Here is a 21,744-nt window from a genome sequence, read left to right as displayed (position 1 = left end):
CTCCAGGTGCATAATCAGCAGGAGTTGCAGCGCAATTGCAGCGCAAAATCGGACTTGGAGGCAAGATCGCGTCCAAGTCATTGATTTTGTTGGTGGGCTGTCAGGGACTCGAACCCCGAACCTACTGATTAAGAGTCAGCTGCTCTACCATTGAGCTAACAGCCCGCTAAAAAACTGGGGTGACCGACGGGGCTCGAACCCGCGACAACCAGAATCACAATCTGGGACTCTACCAACTGAGCTACGGCCACCACCGGGAACGTTCCCCGCAGGGTGGGGACCGCTCAGGGGCGCGAACTATAACAGAACGAATTACGCGACAACAATCCCATCTCGCGCATTTTTTTGATCGGCGTGTTCACGGGCCGGCCGGGCCCGGCCGCGCCCCGGAAACCGGCGGGTTTCATTCATATATGGAGCCTCTGTCGTGCGCCGGACATAATGCGATGTCCCCCGCCCCGATCCGGCCGCCGATGCCTGCTTCCATGCCGCCCGTGCTCGCGGTCCGTTCGCTGCGCAAGCAGTACGGCTCGACGCTCGCCGTCGACGATGTCTCGTTCGATGTCGCGCCCGGCCAGATCGTCGGGCTGCTCGGCCCGAACGGCGCCGGCAAGACCACGACCCTCAACATGATCCTCGGCGTGCTCGCGCCGAGCCGCGGCAGCGTCCGCATCGAAGGCTACGATGTCGCCCGGCAGCGCGCGCAGGCGCTGGCGCGAACCAACTTCGCGGCGGTCTACGCGCCGCTGCCGGGCAATCTGACGGTCTGGCAGAATCTGCGCGTGTTCGGGCTGATCTACGACGTGCCCGACCTCAAGGCCCGGATCGAAAGCCTGCTCGAGCGCTTCGACCTGGTGCGCTTCCGCGACACGCGCTGCGGCGTGCTGTCATCCGGCGAACAGACCCGGGTCTGTCTCGCCAAGGCCATGCTCAACAGGCCGCGCCTGTTGCTGCTCGACGAGCCGACCGCCTCGATCGACCCGGCCAGTGCGCATGACATCCGCCGTCTGATCCGCGCCATCGCCGCCGACGGCCACAGCGGCATCCTGTGGACTTCGCACAACATGTACGAAGTCGAGGAAGTCTGCGACCACGTGCTGTTCGTCTCGCACGGCCGCGTGCTGCTGGCCGGCGACCCGCGCCGCCTGCCGGCCGAACATGGCGTCGCCACGCTCGAGGAACTGTTCATCCGGCTGGCGCGCGAGCCGCTGGCGCAGGCCGGGGCCGCCGCATGAACCGCCGCCGCATCGCCGGCGTGGTGCTGCGCCAGTACTACCTGCTGCGCAGCAGCCCGACCCGCATCCTGCCGACCTTCGCCTGGGTCGCCGTCGACGTCGTGCTGTGGGGCTTCATCACGCGCTATCTGAATTCGCTCGGCACGCCGGGCGTCAACTTCGTGCCGACGCTGCTCGGCGCAGTGCTGCTCTGGGATTTCTTCACGCGCGTCATGCAGGGCGTGACCACGGCCTTCTTCGAGGACGTCTGGTCGCGCAACTTCCTCAATATCTTCGCGACGCCGCTGACGATCGGCGAATACGTCAGCGGCCTGGTGCTGACCAGCGTCGCCACCAGTGTCATCGGCCTGGCGGTGATGCTGCTGCTGGCGACCGGCGTGTTCGGCTTCTCGTTCTTCATCTACGGCGCGCTGCTGCTGCCGTTCCTGCTCGTGCTGTTCCTGTTCGGCATCGCGCTCGGCGTGTTCGCGAGCGCGATGGTGCTGCGCCTCGGCCCGGCGTCGGAATGGCTGGTCTGGCCGATCCCGGCGCTGCTGTCGCCGTTCGCCGGCGTGTTCTATCCGCTGGCGACGCTGCCGGCGTGGATGCAGTGGATCGGCCATCTGCTGCCGCCGTCGTACGTGTTCGAAGGCATGCGCGCGATCGTCGCCGGTCAGGGCTTCTCGCCGGCCCTGCTGGCGGCCGGACTGGCGCTCGCCGTGGTGCAGATCCTCGCCGCCGGCTGGTGCTTCGCCGCCGTGCATCGCCACGCGGTGCGCAGCGGCCTGCTCGCGCGCTACAGCGCCGAGAGCGTCAGCTGATCCTTTCCTCACCCAGGACAAAGAGGAGCCTCACTTGCCAGCCCTGACGATCGAAGGCCTGCGCCTGCACTATCGGCTGGAGGGGCGCGCCGAGGCGCCCATCCTCGTCCTGTCGAACTCGCTCGGCACCTCGCTGTCGATGTGGGACGCGCAGATGCCGGCGCTGACGCCGCACTTTCGCGTGCTTCGTTATGACATGCGCGGTCACGGCGCTTCGGACGTGCCGGCCGGCGAGTACCGGGTCGACGAGCTCGGCCACGATGTGCTGCGACTGCTCGACGCCGTCGGCTGCGAGCGCGCACATTTCTGTGGCCTGTCGATCGGCGGCTTGATCGGCCAGTGGCTGGCCCTGCATGCCCCGCAACGGCTCGACCGGCTGGTGCTGTGCAACACCGCCGCGCGCATCGCGCAGCCGGACGTCTGGGATGCGCGCATCGCGCTGGTCCGCGAAAAAGGCATGGCCGAAATCGCCTCCGGCGCCATTACCCGCTGGTTCACGCCGGCCTTCGTCGCGCGCGCGACAGCGGCGGTCGAGGCGGTGCGCGAGCAGCTGCTTGCGACCTCGCCGACCGGCTACATCGGCGGCGTCGCGGCGGTGCGCGACGCCGATTTCCGCACCGCCCTGCCAACGATCCGCGGTCCGGCGCTGGTCATCGCCGGCAGCGAGGACCGGACGACGACCGTCGCCGACGGACGCCGGCTCGCCGAGGCGATCGGCGATGCACGCCTCGTCACGCTGCCGGCGGCACATTTGTCGAACATCGAGGCACAGGCGGACTTCGACGCGGCGCTGCTGGCGTTCCTGCGCGGCTGACACCGGGGCCGCGGCCGGCGGCGTCCCGCGTCACGCCGACGCGGCGGCCCCGAGTGCCTGGCGGCGGTAATGCAGCGGCGTCTCGCCGCACCAGCCCTTGAAGGCGCGCGTGAACGCGCTCTGCTCGGAATAGCCGAGCAGCAGCGCGATCTGCGGCAGGCTGAGCGTGGGGTCGGCCAGATAGGTTCGCGCCAGCCGCAGGCGCATGTGATTGAGCACGCCCTTGTAGCTGAGGCCGCGCTCCTGCAGCCGCCGGTACAGCGAGCGCGACGGCACCCCGAGCCGCGCGGCGATCTGCTCGAATGCCGGCTCGCCGTCCTGCAGCGCATCGACGATCGCCCGCTGCAGGCCCGACATCAGCGCATCCGGCTGCGGCAGCACGTGCAGCAAGGCCTCGGCCTGCTGTTCGAGCAGGCGCATCAGGTGCGGATCGCGGCTGTCGATCGGCAGATCGAGCGCGGCGACCGGCAGATGCACGACCAGTGTCCGGGCCCCGAACTGGACCGGGCAGCCGAGCAAGCGCGCATGCACCGTCGGATCGTCCGGCGGCAGCCCCGGAAATTCGACGGCGCGCAGCGCCAGTTCGGCGTGACCGGTCAGCGAGCGCGCCAGCGTCAGCATCGCCGACACCAGCACCTCATCGGACAGCCGCGTCGAGCGGCCGTAGGCCGGGTCCCAGCTCAGGCCGAAATCCTCGCCGCGGCGCGTCGCCAGCGTCGGCGTCAGGTTGTGCAGCAGCGGCTGGAAGCGCTGGAAGCGGATCAGCGCCTGGCCGAGCGTCGCGCAGGACATCGCCAGATAGCCGAGCACGCCGACGTGATGCGGCTTGGCGAACCGGCCGATGCGCAGGCCGATCGCCGGCTGCGGATCGGCCTCGGCGATCGCCTGCAACAGCGACCACCAGGTTTCGACCGGCATGCGCTGGGCGCCGGCATAGGCGTCGAGCTCGGCACGCACGGCAGGCGCGGCGATGCGGCGCTCGTCGAGATACAGCCGCAAGAGCTCGGCGAGCGCCGCCGAGACGTAAACGCCGCCTTCGGCCAAGGTCCTCTCCTCCATGTTTTGGCGGAGAATGTCAAAAACGCAAATCCAGCGTCAATACGGCCGGACAGCGCCGGCGCCAAGATCGCGGCATCGTCCCCGCGGTCCGCCGCGCGCATCGGAGTCGTCAATGCAGGATGTCTTGCACGCGCTGTCGTTCATTGCCCTGGCCGGCGCGGTCTTCGTCGTCGTGATCCTCGCCGAAGCCTGGTACTGGCGCCGGCACGGCCGCGCGCAGGCCTACGAGCTGAAGGACACGCTGTCGAACATGACGATGGGCTTCACCTACAAGGTCGTCGACGGCGTCATCGTCGCCCTGGTCGGCAGCGCCTTCTATGACCTCGTCTACCCGCTCGGCCTGCAGTACCAGCCGGTGCACGGCGTCTGGAGCGTGCTGCTGCTGTTCGTGGTCAGCGACTTCGCGTTCTACGTCGCCCACCTCGTCTGGCACAAGGTGCGCTGGTTCTGGACTTCGCACGCTGTCCACCACTCCTCGCAGCGCATGAACTACTCGACGGCGCTGCGTCAGAATTATCTCGTCATCTTCAACGGCGGCACGCTGATCATCGCCGTGGCGATCGCGCTGGTCGGCTTCAACAAGACCTGGGCGATCGTCGCGATCGAGATGAGCCTGCTCTACCAGTTCTTCCTGCACACCGAGGCGCCGAGCTTCCTCGACCGCTTCGGCGCCGTGCTCAACACGCCCTCGCACCACCGCGTCCATCACGGCTCCAACGCGCTGCAGATCGATCGCAACTTCGGCGGCGTGCTGATCGTCTGGGACCGCCTGTTCGGCACGTTCCGCGCCGAGAAGGACGCCGGCCCGATCGCCTACGGCGTCACCGAACGCCAGCCACGCTCGTACAACCCCTTCTTCCTGCAGCTGCACGAACTCGGCACCCTGCTGCGCGATCTGTGGCGCTACAAGGATCCGCGCATCCTCGTCCGCCATCCGGCCTGGGTCGAGAAGCGCTACGGCGGCACGCGGCGGCCCTGAGCCGCGGCGGCGGCGCGCCGGCAACGGCGAGCGCCGCGTGGCATGATGCGCGCCGCAGGCTCTCGGTCCCCGGATTCATGGCTTGTGCTCTCCATTCACCGAGGACCAGCCTTGCGCATCCTTCTCATCCTGCTCGGGCAGCTGCCGCTGTCCGTGCTGCAGGCGCTCGGCGCCTTCGCCGGCTGGCTGTCGTGGGTCAGCGGCTCCAGCCGCCGCCGCGTCGCCCTGCGCAATCTCGAACGCTGCATGCCGGAGCTGGACGCCGCCGAGCGTGAGCGCATCGCCCGCGCCTCGTTGCGCCACGAGTTCACGACCTACATCGAAACGATGCGCGTCTGGCTCGGCCCGGCGCAGGCGATCAAGGACGCCGTCAAGGAATGGCGCGGCATCGAGGTGCTGGAAGCCGCGTTCGCGCAGAACAAGGGCGTGATCCTGCTGACGCTGCACCAGGGCGCATTCGAGGCAGTGGCGATCCCGATGTCGGCGCGCTTTCCGTTCTGCGGCCTGTACAAGCCACAGCGCGGCGCGCTCAACGCCCTGTCGATCCGCGGCCGGACGCGCTTCGGCGGCCATCTGCGCGCGACCGAGGCCGGCGTGCGCCAGCAATCGCTCGAACTGCTCGGCGACGGCATGGGCGTCTACTTCATGCCCGATCATGATCCGCCGCCCGGACGCGGCGTGTTCGCGCCGTTCATGGGCGTGCCGGCGCACACGCCGACGCTGGTCGCCAAGCTCGCCCGCGAATCGGGCTCGCCGGTGGTCTTCATGTTCGGCGAGCGCTTGGCGCACGCCGCCGGCTTCATCGCGCACTTCATCGCCGCGCCGGACGGCATCGCCGACGCCGATGTCGAGACGGCGACGGCGGCGATGAACCGCGGCCTCGAACAGTGCCTGCGCACCTGCCCCGAGCAGTACTGGTGGGGCTACAAGCGCTTCCGCCGCCAGCCGCCGGGCGTGGCCCCGTTCTACGCCGGCGCCTGAGCCGCGGCACGCGTCATCCGTTCGGGGCAAGCGCCACCGCTCGCGGCTTGCTGTAGTGCCGGCGCACTTTCCGGACGGCGGCCATGAACGCGCTGACGCAAAAGCCGATACGGCAGATCGCTTATCTGGTCGAAGACCTCGACGCCAGCGTCCGGCACTGGGCCGCCGGCATGGGCGTCGGGCCGTGGACGCTGTTCCGCGGCACGGCGATGCAAGGCCGTTATCGCGGCGAAGACACCCGCGTGGTGATCGACGTCGGCCTGTCGTATCGCGGCGAGCTGCAGATCGAGCTGATCCAGGTCCGCAGCCGCACCCCGTCGCCGTACCAGCACGCCAACGGCCGGCCGCGCCTCGGCCTGCACCACATCGCCTGGCATAGCGACGATCTCGACGCCGATCTCGCGGCGGCGCGCGCCCGCGGCCTGCAGCCGGTGTTCGAGGCCGGCAACGGCGCGGTGCGTGTCGCCTATCTGGAATCCCCGGCCGAGCCCGGCCTGCTGCTCGAATACATCGAGGCGACGCCCGCGGTCAGCGACGGCTTCGCCGCCGGCGTCGTCGCCGCGCGCGACTGGGACCGCCGCGAGCCGATTCTGCACGCCATCGATCTGGGCGCCTGAGCGATGCCGGAGCGCCGCGTCACGGGCCTGCGCGCCCGGCTCGTCCGCCCACGCTACGCGACGCCGGTCGATCTCGGCGGCCGCCACGCAATCGTCACCGGCGCCGCGCCCGGCTCGCTCGGCTACGCCACCGCGCGCACCCTGGCGAGCTGGGGCGCGCGCGTGCTCGTCAGCACGCGCGGCGACGCGGCGGCGCTGGCCGCGCGGCTCGCCGCCGAGCTGCGCGCCGACGACCGTCCGGCCGACGTGCACGGCCTGCCGCTCGATCTCGCGCAGGCGGCGTCGGTCGCGCGCTTCGCCGGCGACAGCCAGGCCGCGCTCGACGGCCGCCTCGATCTGCTCGTCAACAACGCCGGCATCCATCTCGACCTGATGTCGACCTGGAAGACCGCGCCGCTGAGCGAGGACGGGCACGAGCTGCACTGGCGCACCAACTATCTCGGCACCATGCAGCTGACGCTGGCGCTGCTGCCGGCGCTGCGCCGCGCCGCCGCCGCGCGCGGCGAAGCGCGCGTCGTCAACGTCGTCTCGATGCTGCACGCGCGCGGCCGCAACGCCGGCCTGTTCGCGCCGCTGCAGCCGTACAACGCCTGGGTGGCCTACGGCGTCTCGAAGCTGGCGCTCGTCCATGCCACTGCCGAGCTGCAGCGCCGCTACGGCGGCGACGGCATCGGCGCCTATTGCCTGCATCCCGGCGCCGTCTACACCAACATCGCCGCCAAGGGTCTCGCCGGTCAGCGCGCCGTCGAGGCGCTGCGCCGCACCTTGGCGCCGGTCGAAGCCTTCTTCCTGCGCACGCCGGACGAAGGCGCGCAGACGTCGCTGTATTGCGCGACGCAGCCCGGCCTCGCCGGCGGCGGCTACTTCCGCGACTGCCGGCCGGCGCAAGCGAGCGCCGACGCGCGCGACACCGCGGTCGCCGCACGGCTCTGGACACAGACGCTCGAACAGCTCGCCGCACTGCACTGAAGGCGCGGCGCCGCCATGCCGGCTCGGCGGCTCAGCTGGCGAACTGGAACTGCTGGGCGTGGCGCAGCTGGCGCGCAAACGCCGGAAAGTCGAGGCCGTGCGCCTCCTTCAGCTGCTTGGCGGCGTCCTGGATCGCCGTCCAGTCCGGCATGTAGCGACGATCCTTGAGCGCGAACAGCAGGCGGTTGCCGCCGACCGGGAGCTTGTGCAGCCAGATGCGGCCGGAGAACGCGCCGGCGACCAGGCGCAGATGCGTCTCGGCGACATGCGCCGGGCCGATCAGGTTCATCACCAGCATGCCGCGCGGCCGCAGGCGGGCGGCGACGTCGCGATAGAAGGCCTCGCTGCACAGGGCCGGGGCCACACCCTGACGGTCGCAGCCGTCGATCAGCACCACGTCGGCACGTTCCTCGGTGGTCGCGAAATAGTCGGCGGCGTCGGCGTGCACGATGCGCATGCGCTCCTCGTCGTCCGGCAGCTCGAACAGCTGCGAGAAAGCCAGCACGTCGCCGTCAATCTCGATCGTGGTGACGCGCGCCTGCGGCAGCTCGCGGTAACAGAACTTGCTCAGCGAGCCGCCGCCGAGCCCGACCAGCACGACATGCTTCGGGCGCGGCACGAAGAGCAGGAACGACATCATCTTGCGCGTGTACGCGAAATTCAGCGCGTACGGATCGTCGATGCGCATCTCGCTCTGCACGAAATCGAGATTGAAATGCAGGCGCCGGCACTTGCCGTCGTCGACGACGAAAGGCTTGTCGTACTCGCCGGCGCGCAGCCGCCGCACGATGTCCGAGACATTGCTGCCGCGCGGCTCGCGCAGGCGGATCGTGCCGCTCTCGGCGAGCAGGCGCGCCGGCACGTCGAGCCACTGCTCGGCGGCGGGGGATTTTCGAGAAGGCATGGCGAAATGAGGGGGAAGCCCGCGGCGACGCCGCGCCGCGGAAAGGTCGGGAAGTACAAGATGGCAAGCATAACCGCCAGACACGAAACGCACAGGCGCCGCGACCGGTGACGAACGCGTAGACTGCGGCGGACCCCAGGGAGCAGACATGATCAGGATCCTCGGCATCTCCGGCAGCCTGCGCGCGCAGTCGTACAACACCGCGCTGCTGCGCGCCGCGCAGAAACTGGCCGGCGACGACATACAGATCGAGCTGGCGACGCTGCACGGCATCCCGCTCTACGACGGCGACCTCGAGCAGCGTGAGGGCCTGCCGCCAGCGGTCACGGCGCTCAAGCAGCGCGTGCAGGCCTGCGATGCCCTGCTGCTGGCGACGCCCGAGTACAACAACGGCGTGCCGGGCGTCTTCAAGAATGCGATCGACTGGCTGTCGCGGCCGGCGAGCGACATCAGCGCCGTGTTCGGCGGGCGCGCCGTGGCCCTGGTCGGCGCCTCGCCCGGCGGCTTCGGCACCATCCTCGCGCAGAATGGCTGGCTGCCGGTGCTGCGCACGCTCGGCGTGCGGCACTGGGCGGGCGGACGCCTGATGGTGTCGCGCGCGCACCAGGTGTTCGGCGCCGACGGCGAGCTGAATGACGAAAACCTGCGCCGGCAACTCGCCGACTTCCTGCATGCCTACGCCACTTTCGTGCGCGGCTGACGCGCGCACCTGCACGGACCATCGCCGATGAAACCGATCGCCAACGCCCACGTCCGCTCCGACGGACCGAACTACCGGCACGAGATCCAGGCCGGCCGCCACGCGCTGCTCGCCGACGAGCCGACCGAGCACGGCGGCCTCGACGCCGGTCCGGCACCGTACGAGCTGTTCCTGTCCGGGCTCGGCGCCTGCACCGCGATCACGCTGCGCATGTATGCCGAGAAGAAAGGCTGGAATATCGGCGAGCTCCGGGTCGAGCTGACGCTGCTGAAGGATCGCGACGGCAACACGCAGATCGAGCGCAGCCTGCACAGCGATGCGACACTCAGTGACGAGCAGTGGGACAAGCTGCTCGCCATCGCCGAGAAGACGCCGGTGACGCTGACCGTCAAGCAGGGCGCGCCGATCAGCACGCGGCGCGGCTGAGGTCCGCTGCCGCCCATCGGACCGGCACCCGCAGTCGCCGCGCGCAAGCACGCGCCGGCAACACGATCCCGCTTCGGCGCGGCGCCGCCTAGAATGCCGGTTCCCGCATGGCATCGAGCAGCATGTCCACGAACCCTCGCGCGCGCGGCGTCGCGGCCGAACAAGCGATTCTCCGCGCGACCCTGCAACTCCTCCACGAAGGCGGCTATTCGGCCCTGACCATCGATCGCGTCGCCGCCGTCGCGCGCGCCAGCAAGACCACGATCTATCGGCGCTGGAAGACCAAGGAGCACCTGGTGCTCGCGGTCTTCATGCAACTGCCGATCGCCATCCCCGAAAGCCACGGCGCGCTCGAAGCGGACCTGATCGCGCTGTTCCGCCAGTTCTCGAAGATCATGCAGGAGTCGCCGCTGCGCGGCGTGTTGCCGATGCTGGTCGCCGAGTGCATCAACAATCCGGCGCTGTCGGCACTGCTGGTCGAGGTCAACGAGCGCCGCCGCGCGCCGCTGCGCCACGTCATCCAGCAGGCGATCGCGCGCGGCGAACTGCCGGACGACAGCGACGCCGAACTGCTGATCGACGTCATTCAGGGCGCGATCTCGATCCGCCTGTACTTTCTCTTCGACGCCTTGAGCGAGGACTGGATCCGCAAGCTCGTGCGCCTGCTGCTCGACGGCGTCCGCCCGCGGCGCGCGCGTCCGGCCTGAGCACACGGCAGGCCCGCCCACCCTCGTCCGTTTGCGGGATGCCGATGTGTACGATACGTACCGTATCGTTGAGGGCATGGAGAAGAAGCACGTTGTCATCACCGGAGGCGCCAGCGGCCTGGGCCTGGGCTGCGCCGCGCGCTTTCGCGCCCTCGGCTACCACGTCACGATCGCCGACCTGAACCGCGAGGGCGCGGCGCGTGCCGTCGCGGCGCTCGCCGCCGGCGGGCCGGCCGATGCGCGCCTGCAGGCCGAGACGCTGGATCTCGCCGATCCGGACAGCGTCGCGGCCTTCGCACAGCGCCTGCGCGCGCGCGGCGAGCCGGTCGACGTGCTCGTCAACAACGCCGGCATCTACCCGCCGGCGCGCCGCCGGCTGTCGCCGGAAGGCCACGAGCTGACCTTCGCGATCGCGCATCTCGGACACTTCCGCCTGACGCACGCGCTGTGGCCGCTGCTCGAGCAGGCCGAGGCGGCACGCGTGATCTCGATCTCCAGCCTCGTGCAGCGCCGCGCACAACTGCACTTCGACGATCTCACCTTCGCGCAGGCCTACGAGCCGATCGTCGCCTATCAGCAGGCCAAGCTCGCCTGCCTGCTGTTCGCGCTCGAACTGCAGCGGCGGCTCGATGCCGGCCGCCGGCGCATCGCCAGCTACGCCGCGCATCCCGGCGTCTGCCGCACGCAGATCGGCCACAACCGCGCGCGCTCGAGCCAGGACAACGCCTGGCAGCGTCTGGCGACGGCCGGCCTGAGCTTCGGCCTGCGCTATGTCGGCCAGTCGCCGGAACGCGGCGCCGAACCGATCGTCGCCGTCGCCACCGGCGCGCGCTTCACGCCCGGCAGCTTCGTCGGTCCGCGCTGGCTGTTCGAGAGTTTCGGCCCCGTGGGCGTGTCGCCGCTCGGCCCGGCGGCGCGCGACGCCGCGCTGGCCACTCGCCTGTGGCAGCACTCGGAAGCGCTGACCGGGCTGCGCTGGAACTTGTAGCGATTGCGGTACGGACCGCGCCAGAGCGCGGCCGCAAGCGGTTCATAAAATAGAGGGGGAGCATGATGTCCAAGCACAGCCGATGGCTGACGGTCCTTCTGGCCTTGCCGACGAGCATCGCGCTCGCGCAAAGCGCCGGTGCGACAGCCGAAACCGATGCGGCCGAGGTCGCCGACGCCGGCGCGACGCAAGCGCCCGAGCTGCTGGCGACGATTCCGTTGCCGGACGCTCCCGAGCCGGCGCCGACGCCCGAGCCGCCGGCCGCGAACACCGCGCTCGAGGAAGTGATCGTCACTGCGCAGCGCCGCGTCGCCTCGGTGCAGGAAACGCCGATCTCAATGGAAGCCTTCAATGCCGACAAGCTCGCGCAGCGCGGCATTCAGGGCGTGCAGGACCTCGCCGCCAACGTGCCGAGCATGGTCATCGAGCCGCATCCGCTGTCGAGCAGCACGCTGCGCATCACGATCCGCGGCGTCGGCATCACCGATTCGCAGGTCACGCAGGACCCGGCGGTCGGCATCTACCTCGACGGCGTCTATCTCGCGCGCTCGGCCGGACTGGCGCTGGAACTCGCCGACCTCGAGCGCGTCGAAGTGCTGCGCGGCCCGCAGGGCACGCTGTACGGCCGCAACACCACCGGCGGCGCCGTCAACATGGTGACGCGCCGGCCTTCGTTCGAAGGTTTTTCGATGCAGCAGCAGCTCACCTACGGCTCGCGCAATCTGCTGCGCGCCAAGAGCTCGCTCAACATTCCGCTCAGCGACAGCCTGGCGGTGAAGATCGCCGCGCTCGGCAGCCGCAGCGATGGCTTCGTCGAGAACACCGGCCCCGGCGGCGACTTCGGCGACCGCCGCGAATGGGCGGCGCGCCTGGACGCGCGCTGGCTCGCCGCCGACTGGCTGACCGCCGACTACACCTACGATCGCACCGATCTCGAATACTGGAACGCGATGTTCCAGGCGGTGATTCCGTCGAACACGCCGCACGGCATGGCGGACTTCTTCAAGCCGTATGCGCAGTCGCAGACGGTCTACTCGTCGCGGCGTCTCGACCACCTGGCCACCGGCGCGCCGCTCGAAGCCTCGCATTCGAAGACGCAGGGCCACGCCCTGGTGCTCACCTCGCCGCTGGCCGAGCAGCTCGATCTCAAGTACATCGGCGCCTACCGCAAGCTGACCGACGATCAGTATCCGGATCTCGGCGGCGGCGGCGGTTCGACCGGCTATCGCGTCGACACCAACGCCTATGATGGCCCGGCCGGCATCGTCGCCGGCGGTGGCGAGCCGACGCCGCTGGTGATCCCGCGCACCTATCAGGACCAGTGGTCGCACGAGCTCCAGCTCAGCGGCAAGCTGTTCAGCGATGTGGACTTCATCGTCGGCGCCTACTACTTCACCGAGCAGGGCGGCGAGCACGGCGGACCGACGCATCACATCTTCAACACCAAGCTCGACCCCTCGCAGCTCAATGCCATCCTCGATCTCGTCCCGTCACTGCGCGAGCTGCTGCGCGACGCGGCGCTGCCGGGACTCGCCGCGTTCTGGGATTACGACTACGCGATCGACAATTCGGCAACCGCGCTGTTCGGCCAGTTCACCTGGGCGCCGGAATGGTTCGACCAGCGCCTGCGCCTGACGCTCGGCCTGCGCCAGTCCTGGGATGAACGCTGGGCGCGCAAGGACTTCGTGCAGAAGCAATACATCGAGGCGCAGCTGCTCGGGATCGGCCTCGCCGCGGTGCCGGTGCCGTCCTTCGTGCTCGGCGGCACCGATACCTTCGACAACGTGCAGGCCTCGCGCAAGGACAGCAACTTCTCGCCGAGCTTCAACCTGCAGTACGACCTCAGGCGGAACGCGACCGCCTACGCCTCCTACGCGACCGCCTACAAGAGCGGCGGCTTCAACACGCGCGATCCACAGATCTCGGCCGCCTCCGGCGCGGCGTCGGACGGCACCAACTACGGCTTCGGCTTCGTCGAGGGCTTCAAGCCCGAAGAAGTGCGCTCGATCGAACTGGGTCTGAAGAGCGAATGGCTGCAGCGGCGCCTGCGCCTGAACACGGCGCTGTTCGACAGCCGTTACCGCGACATGCAGACCAACTTCATGATCCCCGGCACGATCTCCGACACCAAGGCGCGCAACGCTGGCCGCGCGCGCATGCGCGGCGTCGAACTCGACAGCGCCGTGGTCGCGCTGCCCGGCCTGATCGTCTCGCTGCAGTACGCTTACCTGGACGCCAAGGTCGAGGAAGTCATCGACATCAACGGCAACAACGTCGCCAATCTCTATCCGTTCATCGCCGCGCCGCGCCATTCGGGCGTCGGCACCATCGACTGGACCTTCCTGCAGCGCGGCTGGGGCAATCTGCGCGCCTACGTGAACTACCAGTACACCGGCGACCGCCAGGGCTTCGTCATCACCGAGGACAAGCGCGGCCTGACCGCGATCGACGGCTACGGCGTGTGGAACGCGCGGCTCACCGCCGGCGAGCTGCGGCTCGGTGCCGGCAGCGCGCTCGACGTGTCGCTGTGGGGCCGCAACCTCGCCGACAAGGAATACCCGCTGACCGCTGTCGACAACCTGCCGCACGCCGACCGTGCCGTGGTCTGGGGCGATCCGCGCGCGTTTGGCATCGACCTCGTCTACCGATACCGTTGAGCGTCATGAAACGACGCTCGCTGGCCGTTCTCCTGTTGCTGCTCGGCGCCGGCCGGGCCTTCGCCGGCATGCCGGACGACGCCGTGCTCGGCCGCTGGCTTGCCGAGGAACCGGAGGCCGGCACGACCACCGTCGTCGAGCTGTATCGCGAAGGCGAGACCGTCGCCGGTCGTGTCGTCCGCATCGTCGATCGCCACGGCGCAGCGCTGGCGCCGGTCTGCGCCGGCTGCGGCGGCGAGCTGCGCGGCCGGCCGCTCACCGGCCTGCGCTTTCTCTGGAACCTGCGCGGCGCCGACGGCAGCTGGAGCGGCGGCACCGTGATGGACCTGCGCGACGGGCTCACCCAGGGCGTCACCGCCAACGCCGAAATCCGCGTGCACGGCGACACGCTGGAACTGCACGCCTATCGTGGCCTGCGTGCGTTCGGCCAGTCGCGTACCTGGCGGCGCGCGCCGGCCGCCGCGGCCGACGGCCCGCACGCGCCGGCGCCCCGCTGACGAAGACCGCGCGCGGCGGCAAACTGCGGCACCTTCCGTCGCCGGCGCCGCGCCCATGTCCGCATCCCCGTCCACCGTCACCCGCGAAGTCCACGGCCGGGTGCTGCTGATCCGCATCGATCGCCCCGCCGTGCGCAACTGCGTCGACCGCCCGACCGCGCAGGCGCTCGCCGATGCGTTCCGCGCCTTCGACGCCGATGCCGCGTTCGACGTCGCCGTGCTCGCCGGCGCAGGCGCGCACTTCTGCGCGGGAGCCGACCTGAAGGCCGTCGCCAGCGGCGATGCGGCGCGCATGAACCGGCTCGACGCCGATGGCGACGGGCCGATGGGCCCGACCCGTCTGCGCCTGAGCAAGCCGGTGATCGCTGCGGTATCCGGCTACTGCGTCGCTGGCGGACTCGAACTCGCGTGCTGGTGCGATCTGCGCGTCGCCGACGAAAGCGCCGTGTTCGGCGTCTTCTGCCGCCGCTTCGGCGTGCCGCTGATCGACGGCGGCAGCGTGCGCCTGCCACGCCTGATCGGCATGTCGCGGGCCATGGACCTGATCCTCACCGGCCGCCCGGTCGACGCACCGGAAGCGCTGGCGATCGGGCTCGCCAATCGCGTGGTCGCCGCCGGCCAGGCCGAAGCGGCGGCGCTACAACTCGCCGCGCAGCTCAGCGCCTTTCCGCAGACTTGCCTGCGCGGCGATCGGCACAGCGCCTACGAGCAATGGGGGCTCGACGAGCCGGCGGCGATCGCCAACGAGTTCGCGCACGGCCTGCGCACGCTTGGCAGCGGCGAGACGCGGGCTGGCGCCGGCCGCTTCCGCGACGGCAGCGGCCGTCACGGCGAGTTCTGAAGCGCATGCCGCCGCTGCGGCGAGAGAAAATGGAGCCGGCGGGACTAGCGCGCCGCGACGTGAAAAGCAGAACCCCCGGCGCCGGCGTCGCCGCTATTGCTGATTGACTCGAAGCGGCGCGGATCTCCCACTTTCAATTGACCGCGTAGCGACGGGTCTCCTGCGAGTACACGGCCCGCAGATGCGCCGCGATCGTGGGCAGAATGAGGCCGAGGGCAGCCGCGAGCTGGTAGCCGTGGCCTTTCTCGTCGAACGGTGACGGAACGAGGTCGATGGCGTCGAAGAAGTACATGAAGGCATAGGTCAGTGCCGGACTCATGCTCAGCAGCACGATGAACCAGCAGATTTCGCGAGCTTTCCCGGGATCATTGGCTCGAACGTAGTAAGCCCCCCATGCCACCACGACGAGCATCAGCAAGCCATTGAAGGTATAGGCGGAGCCTGCGACGGAGTGCGCGTGGGACGGCATGCCGATCGAATAGCCGAGCGCCAGCAGGGCCATTGACGCCAGCAAGCCCGAAGCGATCGTCGCCCTGGTTCCGGCCGAGACACCCTTCGGGGACGCGAGCAAACGAATGCCGGCAATCATCGTCGCGATGAGGCAGGCAAACGCCAGCAGGCCCAGAGGCCCCAACGCCGACGCGTCATGCGCCTGTGCCGCGGACGCCATCGCGACGCTCTTTGTGATGCTCGAGCCGGACAGGCCGTTCGTCAGAAGCAGGCTCGCCGAGAGCACTCCCATGCCAAGCGCCAGGGCGATCAACGTCCAACGTTGCCAAGCGGGCGCGGCCGACAGGGTCGCCGCAGCCGGCTTCGCCGGAGAAGAATTCCGATTGGCGACGAACAGGACATAGCCAATGAAAAACGACAACGGCAGGAGCAACACGTTGACCGCAATGTTGACCTCGTTGAAGGTCGCACCGCCGGAGAACGGAGAAAGCGAGATCCAGAGAATGCGCTGGGTCGGGGCCGTCAGAAAGCATCCGAACGCGAGTGCCTGCCATCCCAGGTGCGCTGCGATATCGCGCCTTAGCAGGGACCACGTCGCCATGGAGAGGCTGAACAGGGACAGCACCACGAGCGCCCAGAGCCCCGAGAAGAACGCGAACTGGCTGTAGACATCCGCGACCTCGGTGTGGAGAAGGTAGTAGCTGCTCATGCTCATCGACGTGACCGCAGTCAGACCATAGACCACGCCCAGGATGCGATGGGCGGTCCTGTGCTTACGGCGGAACGCAGGCCAGAACTGCAGGAAGCCCGTCGCCATCAGCACCACCCCCAACAGCATGTGCGTGCTCAGAACATGGCGCTTCTTTTCGGCCATCGCGTAATAGTGACGTTCGGCCTCCATGAGGCTGTCGCTGCCGTGAACGTACTGGCTCGATTCGATGCGGGCGATCAGATTCATCCAGAACGGGATGACGGCTCGCGCCTCTTCGCTGTCCTGCATCGCCACGCCGCGATCGGCCTGCTCGATGATGTGCTCGACCCGGGCCAGCGACTGTGATCCGTCGTTATTGAGCGGCGAGACCTTGGTGCCGGCATTGAAGGCGAGCAGCCCGTAGCCGACCAGGATGAGTCCCGCGACGACCCAGAGAAGATTCGCGGCACGCCAAGCGGCCACGGTGCGAGATGAGAACCCTTGCTGTGCTGCTGCCTTCATGCGGAGACTCCCGACCGTCGGTGATGGCTGGAGTCTACGGTCAGGCATTGCGCATCAATTATCTTTCCGTGACACTTCTTTATCATTTCGCGACACCGCTTCCGTCCATGGATTACCTGCTGCGCTGCAGCGTCTTTTCCGGCTTCGATGCTCTGGTGACCTCGCTGGGCGGCAAGCCGAATGATCTCCTGCGGCGATTCCAGCTGCCCGTGAACATGGCCGCCAAAGCCGACCAGTTCGTCCCCTTCAACAAGGGCATCGCCCTGCTGGAGCATTGCGCACAGCACCTTGACTGCGCGGATTTCGGGATTCAACTGTCAAAGCTGCAAGGCATCGCGATGCTAGGCCCGGTAGCCGTCCTGGTGCGCAACGCCGCGACGGTGCATGACGCCTTCCAGGCCGTCGCCCACTACATGCATGTCGTAGCTCCCGGCGTACGGATCACGCTCGAAGCGGGAGGCACCCGCAGCGCGGTGCGCCTGCGCATCTCGATCATCGATGCATCGATCGTCCGTTCGCGCCAGTTTCTCGAGATGCTGATGGGCAACGGCACCCGGATCGCGCGCATGCTGACCGGCGAGAACGTCCGAGCAGCAAGGATATGTTTCCCCCACGCTCGGCTGGCCAGTCTGCAGACGTACGAAGCGGCTTTCGGCTGCGAAGTGTGGTTCGAGCAGAACCTGTGCGCCGTCGACATAGAGGTGTCGTTGATGCAGCGGCGGGTCGCCGGCGCAGACCGTGAGACCGCCGCCATCGCCGCCGAATATCTCGAAGCCCACCACGGTCGGACGAGAACCACCCTCGACGGCCAGGTGCGGAACGTGGTCCGGCGACTGCTCCCTACCGGGCACTGCAGCATCGGCACGGTCGCCAGTTCGCTTGGGCACCATCCCAGAACCCTGCAACGACGCCTCGCCGAACGCGGATTGACCCTTGCGGGCATCGTCGACGCAGAGCGGCGTCGGCTTGCCGAAGCGCACCTGTCTCAACCCGAAATGCTGCTGACACAGGTGACGGGCCTGCTGGGCTATGCGAACCAGAGTGCCCTGAACCGATCCTGCCGGCGTTGGTTTAACGCCACGCCCGAACAGTTGCGCCGCTCGCAGCTGCAGAGCGGCGCGCTCAACGCCACCGCCAAGCCGAGTACAGGCCCTTGAAGCTCGCGCGTCGCCGACCGAAGCGCCGTGTTCGGCGTGTCGCGGCGGCTGCAGGATCCTGCAGATGCTCATGCGCTACGCCTCTGCAGACCGAAGACCTGGCGCGACACCTCGCGTAGAATTCCGCGCCGACGCGCCCGTAGCTCAACTGGATAGAGCACGGACCTTCTAAGTCCGGGGTTGGGGGTTCGATTCCCTCCGGGCGCGCCATTCCCGAACAACGAGAGAGCACTGCGGACGCGGTTGCAGCCACGCCCCCGCTGCGGCGCTTCGGGCCAGGATGGCTTGGGCGCCGCCGATGCGGATTCCCGATCGTCCACGCGAATCGGTGCGGCAAGCGGGTATCGGCCCGGCGCACGTCGGGCAATCCGTGTGCAACTCAGCGCGCAGCAGCGCGGCGCGCTTCCCGACTTTCTCCGGCGTGAGCACCGGTTCGGCCGTGGCTAGGCGGCGGGTGAAATCGCAAACCCGCTCGGCGAACCCATCGCGCCCGGAAACTCCACGATCACGCCGGGACGATCCCGTGCCAGCCTGGCCAGAACCGTCAGGGCTGCGGGTAAATGGTTTTCCCGCCCTTTATCGTCTCGATCACCTTGATGTCCTTGATGGCCTGGGGCGCAATCTTGGTGGGATCGGCGGAAAGGATCACGAGGTCCGCCTGCTTGCCCGGCGCGATCGACCCCTTGGTCGCTTCTTCCCGATATTGGTAGGCAGCGTTGCTCGTGATTGCTTGCAATGCCTGGTAGGGCGTGATGCGCTGATCCGGCCCGAGCACGCCGCCGGAACGCAGTTGCCGGTTCACCGCCGTCCACACGGTCATCATCTGATCGATGGGGACGACGAATGCATCGGTGTGGTTGGTGGGGCGCAGGCCTGCGTCGATCGCGGCTTTCATCGGGCTGATGAAGGCCGCTTGCTCCGGCCCGCGATTGGCGACGTGCGTATCGCCGAAAAAGAAAGTGTGATCGGTGAACAGCGCCGGGATGATTTTCAGCTTCGCGAAGTCAGCGATCTGATCCGGCCGGATAAACTGGCAGTGAATGCAGACCGTGCGCCGGTCCTTGGCGAGATCGGCTCCGGCCATCTGCTTGTGGGTGGCGATCAGAAAGTCGATCGCCGCGTCGCCGTTGCCGTGCATCAGCACTTGCAGATTGTTGTCATAGCAGGTCTTCACCATGGCGCGGATGGCATCGACCGGGATGCTGGGCTCGCCCTTCCAATCCTTTTCACCGCCGGGGCCGCCGGTGCGATAGGGGGTGGTGAACCAAGCCGTCTTGCCTTGCGGCGAACCGTCCACGGTGACCTTGCAGCCGCCCAGCTTCAATCCCTTGCGGTACTGTCCGAATGTCGAGGGCGGATTGGCCTTCAGGATCGCATCAAGCTCCGTGATGAAGGGATAGGCGACGACATCGATGATCAAGCCGCCTTGCGACGCGATCCGCTGCAGCTGCTGCACCATCTGGAGCGTGCTGGCGCCCTCCTGGGCCGTGGTGACGCCCGCCGCCGCATAGAGAAGCTGTCCCGAGCGGGCGGCCGCCATTTCCTGCGCCGCATTCGGAGACGGCAGCTTGGCGTGCATCGGCAGATAGCCGGCCTCCATGACGAGCCCCTGCAGATTCTGCGTACCCGGCTGGCGCAGGATGATTCCGCCCGCCGGCGTCGGCATTCCATCCTGATAGCCGTAGAGCTCCATCGCCTTCGAGTTGATGACCGCGCCGTGCATCGAGACATGGATGACGCCCACCGGATTGTCCGGGAAGGCTTCGTCGAGAATGGCACGAGAAAGCACCTGGCCCGCGGGCATCAAGTTTTCGTCATAACCCCAACCGAGCAGGAGTTCGCCCGGTTTCAAATGCTTGGCAGCCGCCCCCTCCTGCAGTGCGGCAACGATTTCGTCCGGATTGGAGGCCGGGCCGACCGGCGGGCCGGAGACGTTCACGCGATCAGCCAACGCGAGCGAGTCGATGAAGTGGCTGTGCGGATCGATGAAGCCGGGCAGCAGTGCCTTTCCGGCCAGGTCCTTCACGACGGTGTTGGCGCCCTTCCGCCGCATGGCCTCCTGTTCGCTGCCAGCGAAGAGGATCTTGCCGTCCTTCACAGCTACGGCTTCGACATAGGCCGGCTGCTCACCTTCCATCGTGAGGATGGGGCCACCGTGAAAGATGATGTCCGGCCCCGCCTCCCGGGTGACCGCATTACACCCTGCCAGAGCAAGCGCCAAGACCAGCCATGGACGAAAAGCAGAGTCGACCTTGCGCATTTAATCCCCCGCAGGTGCTTGATAATTAATTGTTATGTGAACGCGCTGAGAGTATCCGATTTGCGCGCCCCTTATATCGACTGCGGATGAACGCCCTCGCGCGCCAAGCGGAAGTGCCCGCATGTGCGCCCGCCGTGCCGCGCTTCTGTTCGGATTGCCGCGAAAATCGCGAGCATCGGCCTGGAAAGCCTCTGCTCTGCCCAGCGGAGCTACGGGCGCGTGGCGCGCATGGCCGGCGTGGAGCGCGCGCGACGCGCGGCCCTCGGTGCGGCGCCGCTCAGAGCGGCTTGAGCTTGAGCAGCACCGCGGCCTTCTGCGCGGTGGACACCGAGATCAGCGTTTTGGCGCTGGTCGTCGTCGCCGCCTTCAGCGTCGCCAGGCCGGAGGTCGTCGACGAGCTGGTGTCGCCCGGGCAGGAGCTGGTCAGCGTCACGCCGTAGAGGTTGTACTGCTGGGTAATGATCGAAAATCGGCCGCTGTAGCTGCAGTTGTTCTCGTCGGACCCGGAAAAGCCACCGCCGGCGTCGACGTTCAGGCTGATCGTCGCCGCGCCGTAGGCATCCTTCATGCCCCAGCGCCCCTGGATCAGCGACACGTCGGAGCGCGATTCGTAGGCCGCTTCGTCGTAGTTCAGCGCCAGCGTGCCGGTCTCGCCGCCCGAACGCGTGAAGGTCAGCAGCAGACTGGCCTGCTCGGCATAGCTGCCGCCGGCGGTCAGCGTCGTGATCGCGGTGCTGGTCGTGGTCTCGCCGGTGGTCGCGTCGGTACTCGTGACCGGCTCGAACACGCGCGCCGTCCAGCTGATGCTGCGCGCGTCCTCGATCGTCGCGTACACGCCGGAGGCGATCAGCGCGCCGTCGGCGTCGAACACCATCATCGTTTCGTCGCTGTCGAGGAAGGCGGTCACCGCCGTGCTGTCGCCGGTCGCGGTCGAGGTCCAGGTGCCTTCGTAGATGCCGGCCGGGGCCACGCTGGGCGGCCGCACGACCGGCGTGCTGATCGTGTCGTTCTGCGAGCTGCAGGCGCCCAGCGCCGCCGTCAGGACGAACAGAGCCGGAAAAAGACACCGATGGGCGGTCATGAATGCGACGTCAGACGGATGGAGCGCGCACTTTAGCAAAGCGCGGCAGACGGCTTTTGCAGAGCCACATAGAGAAAACTGCCGATTGCATGTGCGTGAACGCGCGGGGACAATTCAAATCGCTACCTGATTAGGTGCGAATCGCAGCCAACCTGAGCTTGGGATCAGGCCATGGTGCGGTCCGCGCGGCGGCGCGGATCAGGCGCCTGAGGATGCTGGACAGATCGAACCGACGGTTGAAGCGATAGGCGACTTCGGCCAGATAGCGATGGCCATATTTGGCGAAATCGAAGGCGTGATAGGTGCCGGTGATCGCGGTCTTGAGATTGCCGAGCACGATGTTGACGGCCGTGAAGGCCGGATGCTCGACGGCCTTGCGGCCCGAGCCGACGATGTGGCGCTCATGCGC

At 68.2% G+C, this 21,744-nt stretch carries 21 protein-coding genes and 3 tRNA genes; 16 read left to right on the top strand and 8 right to left on the bottom strand.

Annotated features, from left to right (window positions below; translation table 11 throughout):
- Window positions 1-90: 90 nt before the first annotated feature.
- Both H149_RS0112195 and H149_RS0112190 read right to left on the bottom strand, forming a co-directional pair.
- A tRNA-Lys gene (locus tag H149_RS0112195) sits at window positions 91-165 on the bottom strand.
- Between the two features lie 10 nt (window positions 166-175).
- Window positions 176-251, bottom strand: a tRNA-His gene (locus H149_RS0112190).
- 234 nt (window positions 252-485) lie between these two features.
- On the opposite strand from H149_RS0112190, the gene H149_RS0112185 reads away from it, so the two are divergent.
- From H149_RS0112185 to pcaD, 3 genes are read left to right on the top strand one after another with little or no spacing between them, the layout of a single operon-like run.
- On the top strand, window positions 486-1,235 hold the full coding sequence (locus tag H149_RS0112185; RefSeq protein WP_020650040.1) for an ABC transporter ATP-binding protein: 750 nt from the start codon (window positions 486-488) through the stop codon (window positions 1,233-1,235).
- The gene (locus H149_RS0112180) at window positions 1,232-2,035 is read left to right on the top strand and encodes an ABC transporter permease (protein WP_020650039.1); all 804 of its coding nucleotides are present in this window, start codon (window positions 1,232-1,234) and stop codon (window positions 2,033-2,035) included. The genes H149_RS0112185 and H149_RS0112180 overlap by 4 nt, the downstream gene beginning before the upstream one ends.
- 34 nt (window positions 2,036-2,069) lie before the next feature.
- A complete protein-coding gene (gene pcaD, locus H149_RS0112175) occupies window positions 2,070-2,849 on the top strand; it encodes a 3-oxoadipate enol-lactonase (protein WP_020650038.1) in 780 nt (259 codons plus the stop codon).
- A 30-nt stretch (window positions 2,850-2,879) separates the two neighbouring features.
- On the opposite strand, the gene H149_RS0112170 is transcribed toward pcaD, so the two are convergent.
- Window positions 2,880-3,893 carry an AraC family transcriptional regulator gene (locus H149_RS0112170; RefSeq protein ID WP_020650037.1) on the bottom strand — a complete coding sequence of 338 codons (1,014 nt, stop codon included), beginning with the start codon at window positions 3,891-3,893 and terminating at the stop codon, window positions 2,880-2,882.
- 127 nt (window positions 3,894-4,020) lie between these two features.
- On the opposite strand from H149_RS0112170, the gene H149_RS0112165 reads away from it, so the two are divergent.
- The 4 genes from H149_RS0112165 (at window position 4,021) to H149_RS20820 (ending at window position 7,454) form a co-directional block, all read left to right on the top strand.
- Complete coding sequence (locus H149_RS0112165; protein ID WP_020650036.1) at window positions 4,021-4,887, top strand: sterol desaturase family protein; 867 nt, start codon at window positions 4,021-4,023, stop codon at window positions 4,885-4,887.
- 111 nt (window positions 4,888-4,998) lie between these two features.
- Complete coding sequence (locus tag H149_RS0112160; protein ID WP_020650035.1) at window positions 4,999-5,868, top strand: lysophospholipid acyltransferase family protein; 870 nt, start codon at window positions 4,999-5,001, stop codon at window positions 5,866-5,868.
- 83 nt (window positions 5,869-5,951) lie between these two features.
- Window positions 5,952-6,485, top strand: coding sequence for a VOC family protein (locus H149_RS0112155; RefSeq protein ID WP_020650034.1), 534 nt, complete (start codon window positions 5,952-5,954; stop codon window positions 6,483-6,485).
- A 3-nt stretch (window positions 6,486-6,488) separates the two neighbouring features.
- Window positions 6,489-7,454, top strand: coding sequence for an SDR family NAD(P)-dependent oxidoreductase (locus H149_RS20820; protein WP_020650033.1), 966 nt, complete (start codon window positions 6,489-6,491; stop codon window positions 7,452-7,454).
- A 31-nt stretch (window positions 7,455-7,485) separates the two neighbouring features.
- Here H149_RS20820 and H149_RS20815 read toward each other — a convergent pair whose 3' ends face one another.
- Window positions 7,486-8,358 carry a fused MFS/spermidine synthase gene (locus H149_RS20815; RefSeq protein ID WP_169518346.1) on the bottom strand — a complete coding sequence of 291 codons (873 nt, stop codon included), beginning with the start codon at window positions 8,356-8,358 and terminating at the stop codon, window positions 7,486-7,488.
- 148 nt (window positions 8,359-8,506) lie between these two features.
- On the opposite strand from H149_RS20815, the gene H149_RS0112140 reads away from it, so the two are divergent.
- From H149_RS0112140 to H149_RS0112110, 7 genes are all read left to right on the top strand, one after another.
- Window positions 8,507-9,058: an NADPH-dependent FMN reductase gene (locus H149_RS0112140; protein ID WP_020650031.1), complete on the top strand. Its 552-nt coding sequence runs from the start codon at window positions 8,507-8,509 to the stop codon at window positions 9,056-9,058.
- A gap of 27 nt (window positions 9,059-9,085) precedes the next feature.
- Window positions 9,086-9,484 carry an OsmC family protein gene (locus H149_RS0112135; RefSeq protein WP_020650030.1) on the top strand — a complete coding sequence of 133 codons (399 nt, stop codon included), beginning with the start codon at window positions 9,086-9,088 and terminating at the stop codon, window positions 9,482-9,484.
- Between the two features lie 122 nt (window positions 9,485-9,606).
- Entirely contained in the window at window positions 9,607-10,191 is a 585-nt protein-coding gene (locus tag H149_RS20810; protein ID WP_169518345.1) for a TetR/AcrR family transcriptional regulator, read from the top strand.
- Between the two features lie 46 nt (window positions 10,192-10,237).
- Entirely contained in the window at window positions 10,238-11,179 is a 942-nt protein-coding gene (locus H149_RS0112125; RefSeq protein WP_245540511.1) for an SDR family NAD(P)-dependent oxidoreductase, read from the top strand.
- A 65-nt stretch (window positions 11,180-11,244) separates the two neighbouring features.
- A complete protein-coding gene (locus tag H149_RS0112120) occupies window positions 11,245-13,836 on the top strand; it encodes a TonB-dependent receptor (protein WP_154654774.1) in 2,592 nt (863 codons plus the stop codon).
- A gap of 5 nt (window positions 13,837-13,841) precedes the next feature.
- On the top strand, window positions 13,842-14,333 hold the full coding sequence (locus tag H149_RS0112115; RefSeq protein ID WP_020650026.1) for a DUF2147 domain-containing protein: 492 nt from the start codon (window positions 13,842-13,844) through the stop codon (window positions 14,331-14,333).
- A gap of 55 nt (window positions 14,334-14,388) precedes the next feature.
- Window positions 14,389-15,174: a crotonase/enoyl-CoA hydratase family protein gene (locus tag H149_RS0112110; RefSeq protein ID WP_051101857.1), complete on the top strand. Its 786-nt coding sequence runs from the start codon at window positions 14,389-14,391 to the stop codon at window positions 15,172-15,174.
- A 133-nt stretch (window positions 15,175-15,307) separates the two neighbouring features.
- Here the strand turns inward: H149_RS0112110 and H149_RS0112105 are convergent, their stop codons facing one another.
- Window positions 15,308-16,837 carry a DUF2306 domain-containing protein gene (locus H149_RS0112105; RefSeq protein ID WP_020650024.1) on the bottom strand — a complete coding sequence of 510 codons (1,530 nt, stop codon included), beginning with the start codon at window positions 16,835-16,837 and terminating at the stop codon, window positions 15,308-15,310.
- 107 nt (window positions 16,838-16,944) lie between these two features.
- Between H149_RS0112105 and H149_RS23215 the strand changes: the two genes are divergently transcribed.
- Window positions 16,945-17,994: an AraC family transcriptional regulator gene (locus tag H149_RS23215; protein WP_020650023.1), complete on the top strand. Its 1,050-nt coding sequence runs from the start codon at window positions 16,945-16,947 to the stop codon at window positions 17,992-17,994.
- A 133-nt stretch (window positions 17,995-18,127) separates the two neighbouring features.
- Window positions 18,128-18,204, top strand: a tRNA-Arg gene (locus H149_RS0112095).
- A gap of 334 nt (window positions 18,205-18,538) precedes the next feature.
- On the opposite strand, the gene H149_RS0112090 is transcribed toward H149_RS0112095, so the two are convergent.
- The 3 genes from H149_RS0112090 to H149_RS20800 form a co-directional block, all read right to left on the bottom strand.
- On the bottom strand, window positions 18,539-20,254 hold the full coding sequence (locus H149_RS0112090; RefSeq protein WP_154654772.1) for an amidohydrolase: 1,716 nt from the start codon (window positions 20,252-20,254) through the stop codon (window positions 18,539-18,541).
- Between the two features lie 277 nt (window positions 20,255-20,531).
- Entirely contained in the window at window positions 20,532-21,335 is an 804-nt protein-coding gene (locus H149_RS0112085; RefSeq protein ID WP_020650021.1) for a hypothetical protein, read from the bottom strand.
- Between the two features lie 130 nt (window positions 21,336-21,465).
- A partial coding sequence (locus H149_RS20800; RefSeq protein WP_020650020.1) for a transposase occupies window positions 21,466-21,744 on the bottom strand: 279 nt, incomplete at its 5' end.

The organism is Solimonas variicoloris DSM 15731, assembly GCF_000382285.1.
Classification (GTDB): domain Bacteria; phylum Pseudomonadota; class Gammaproteobacteria; order Nevskiales; family Nevskiaceae; genus Solimonas; species Solimonas variicoloris.
The sequence above is the reverse complement of the archived record's forward strand: the minus strand, read 5'-3'. Positions and strand labels throughout refer to the sequence as shown.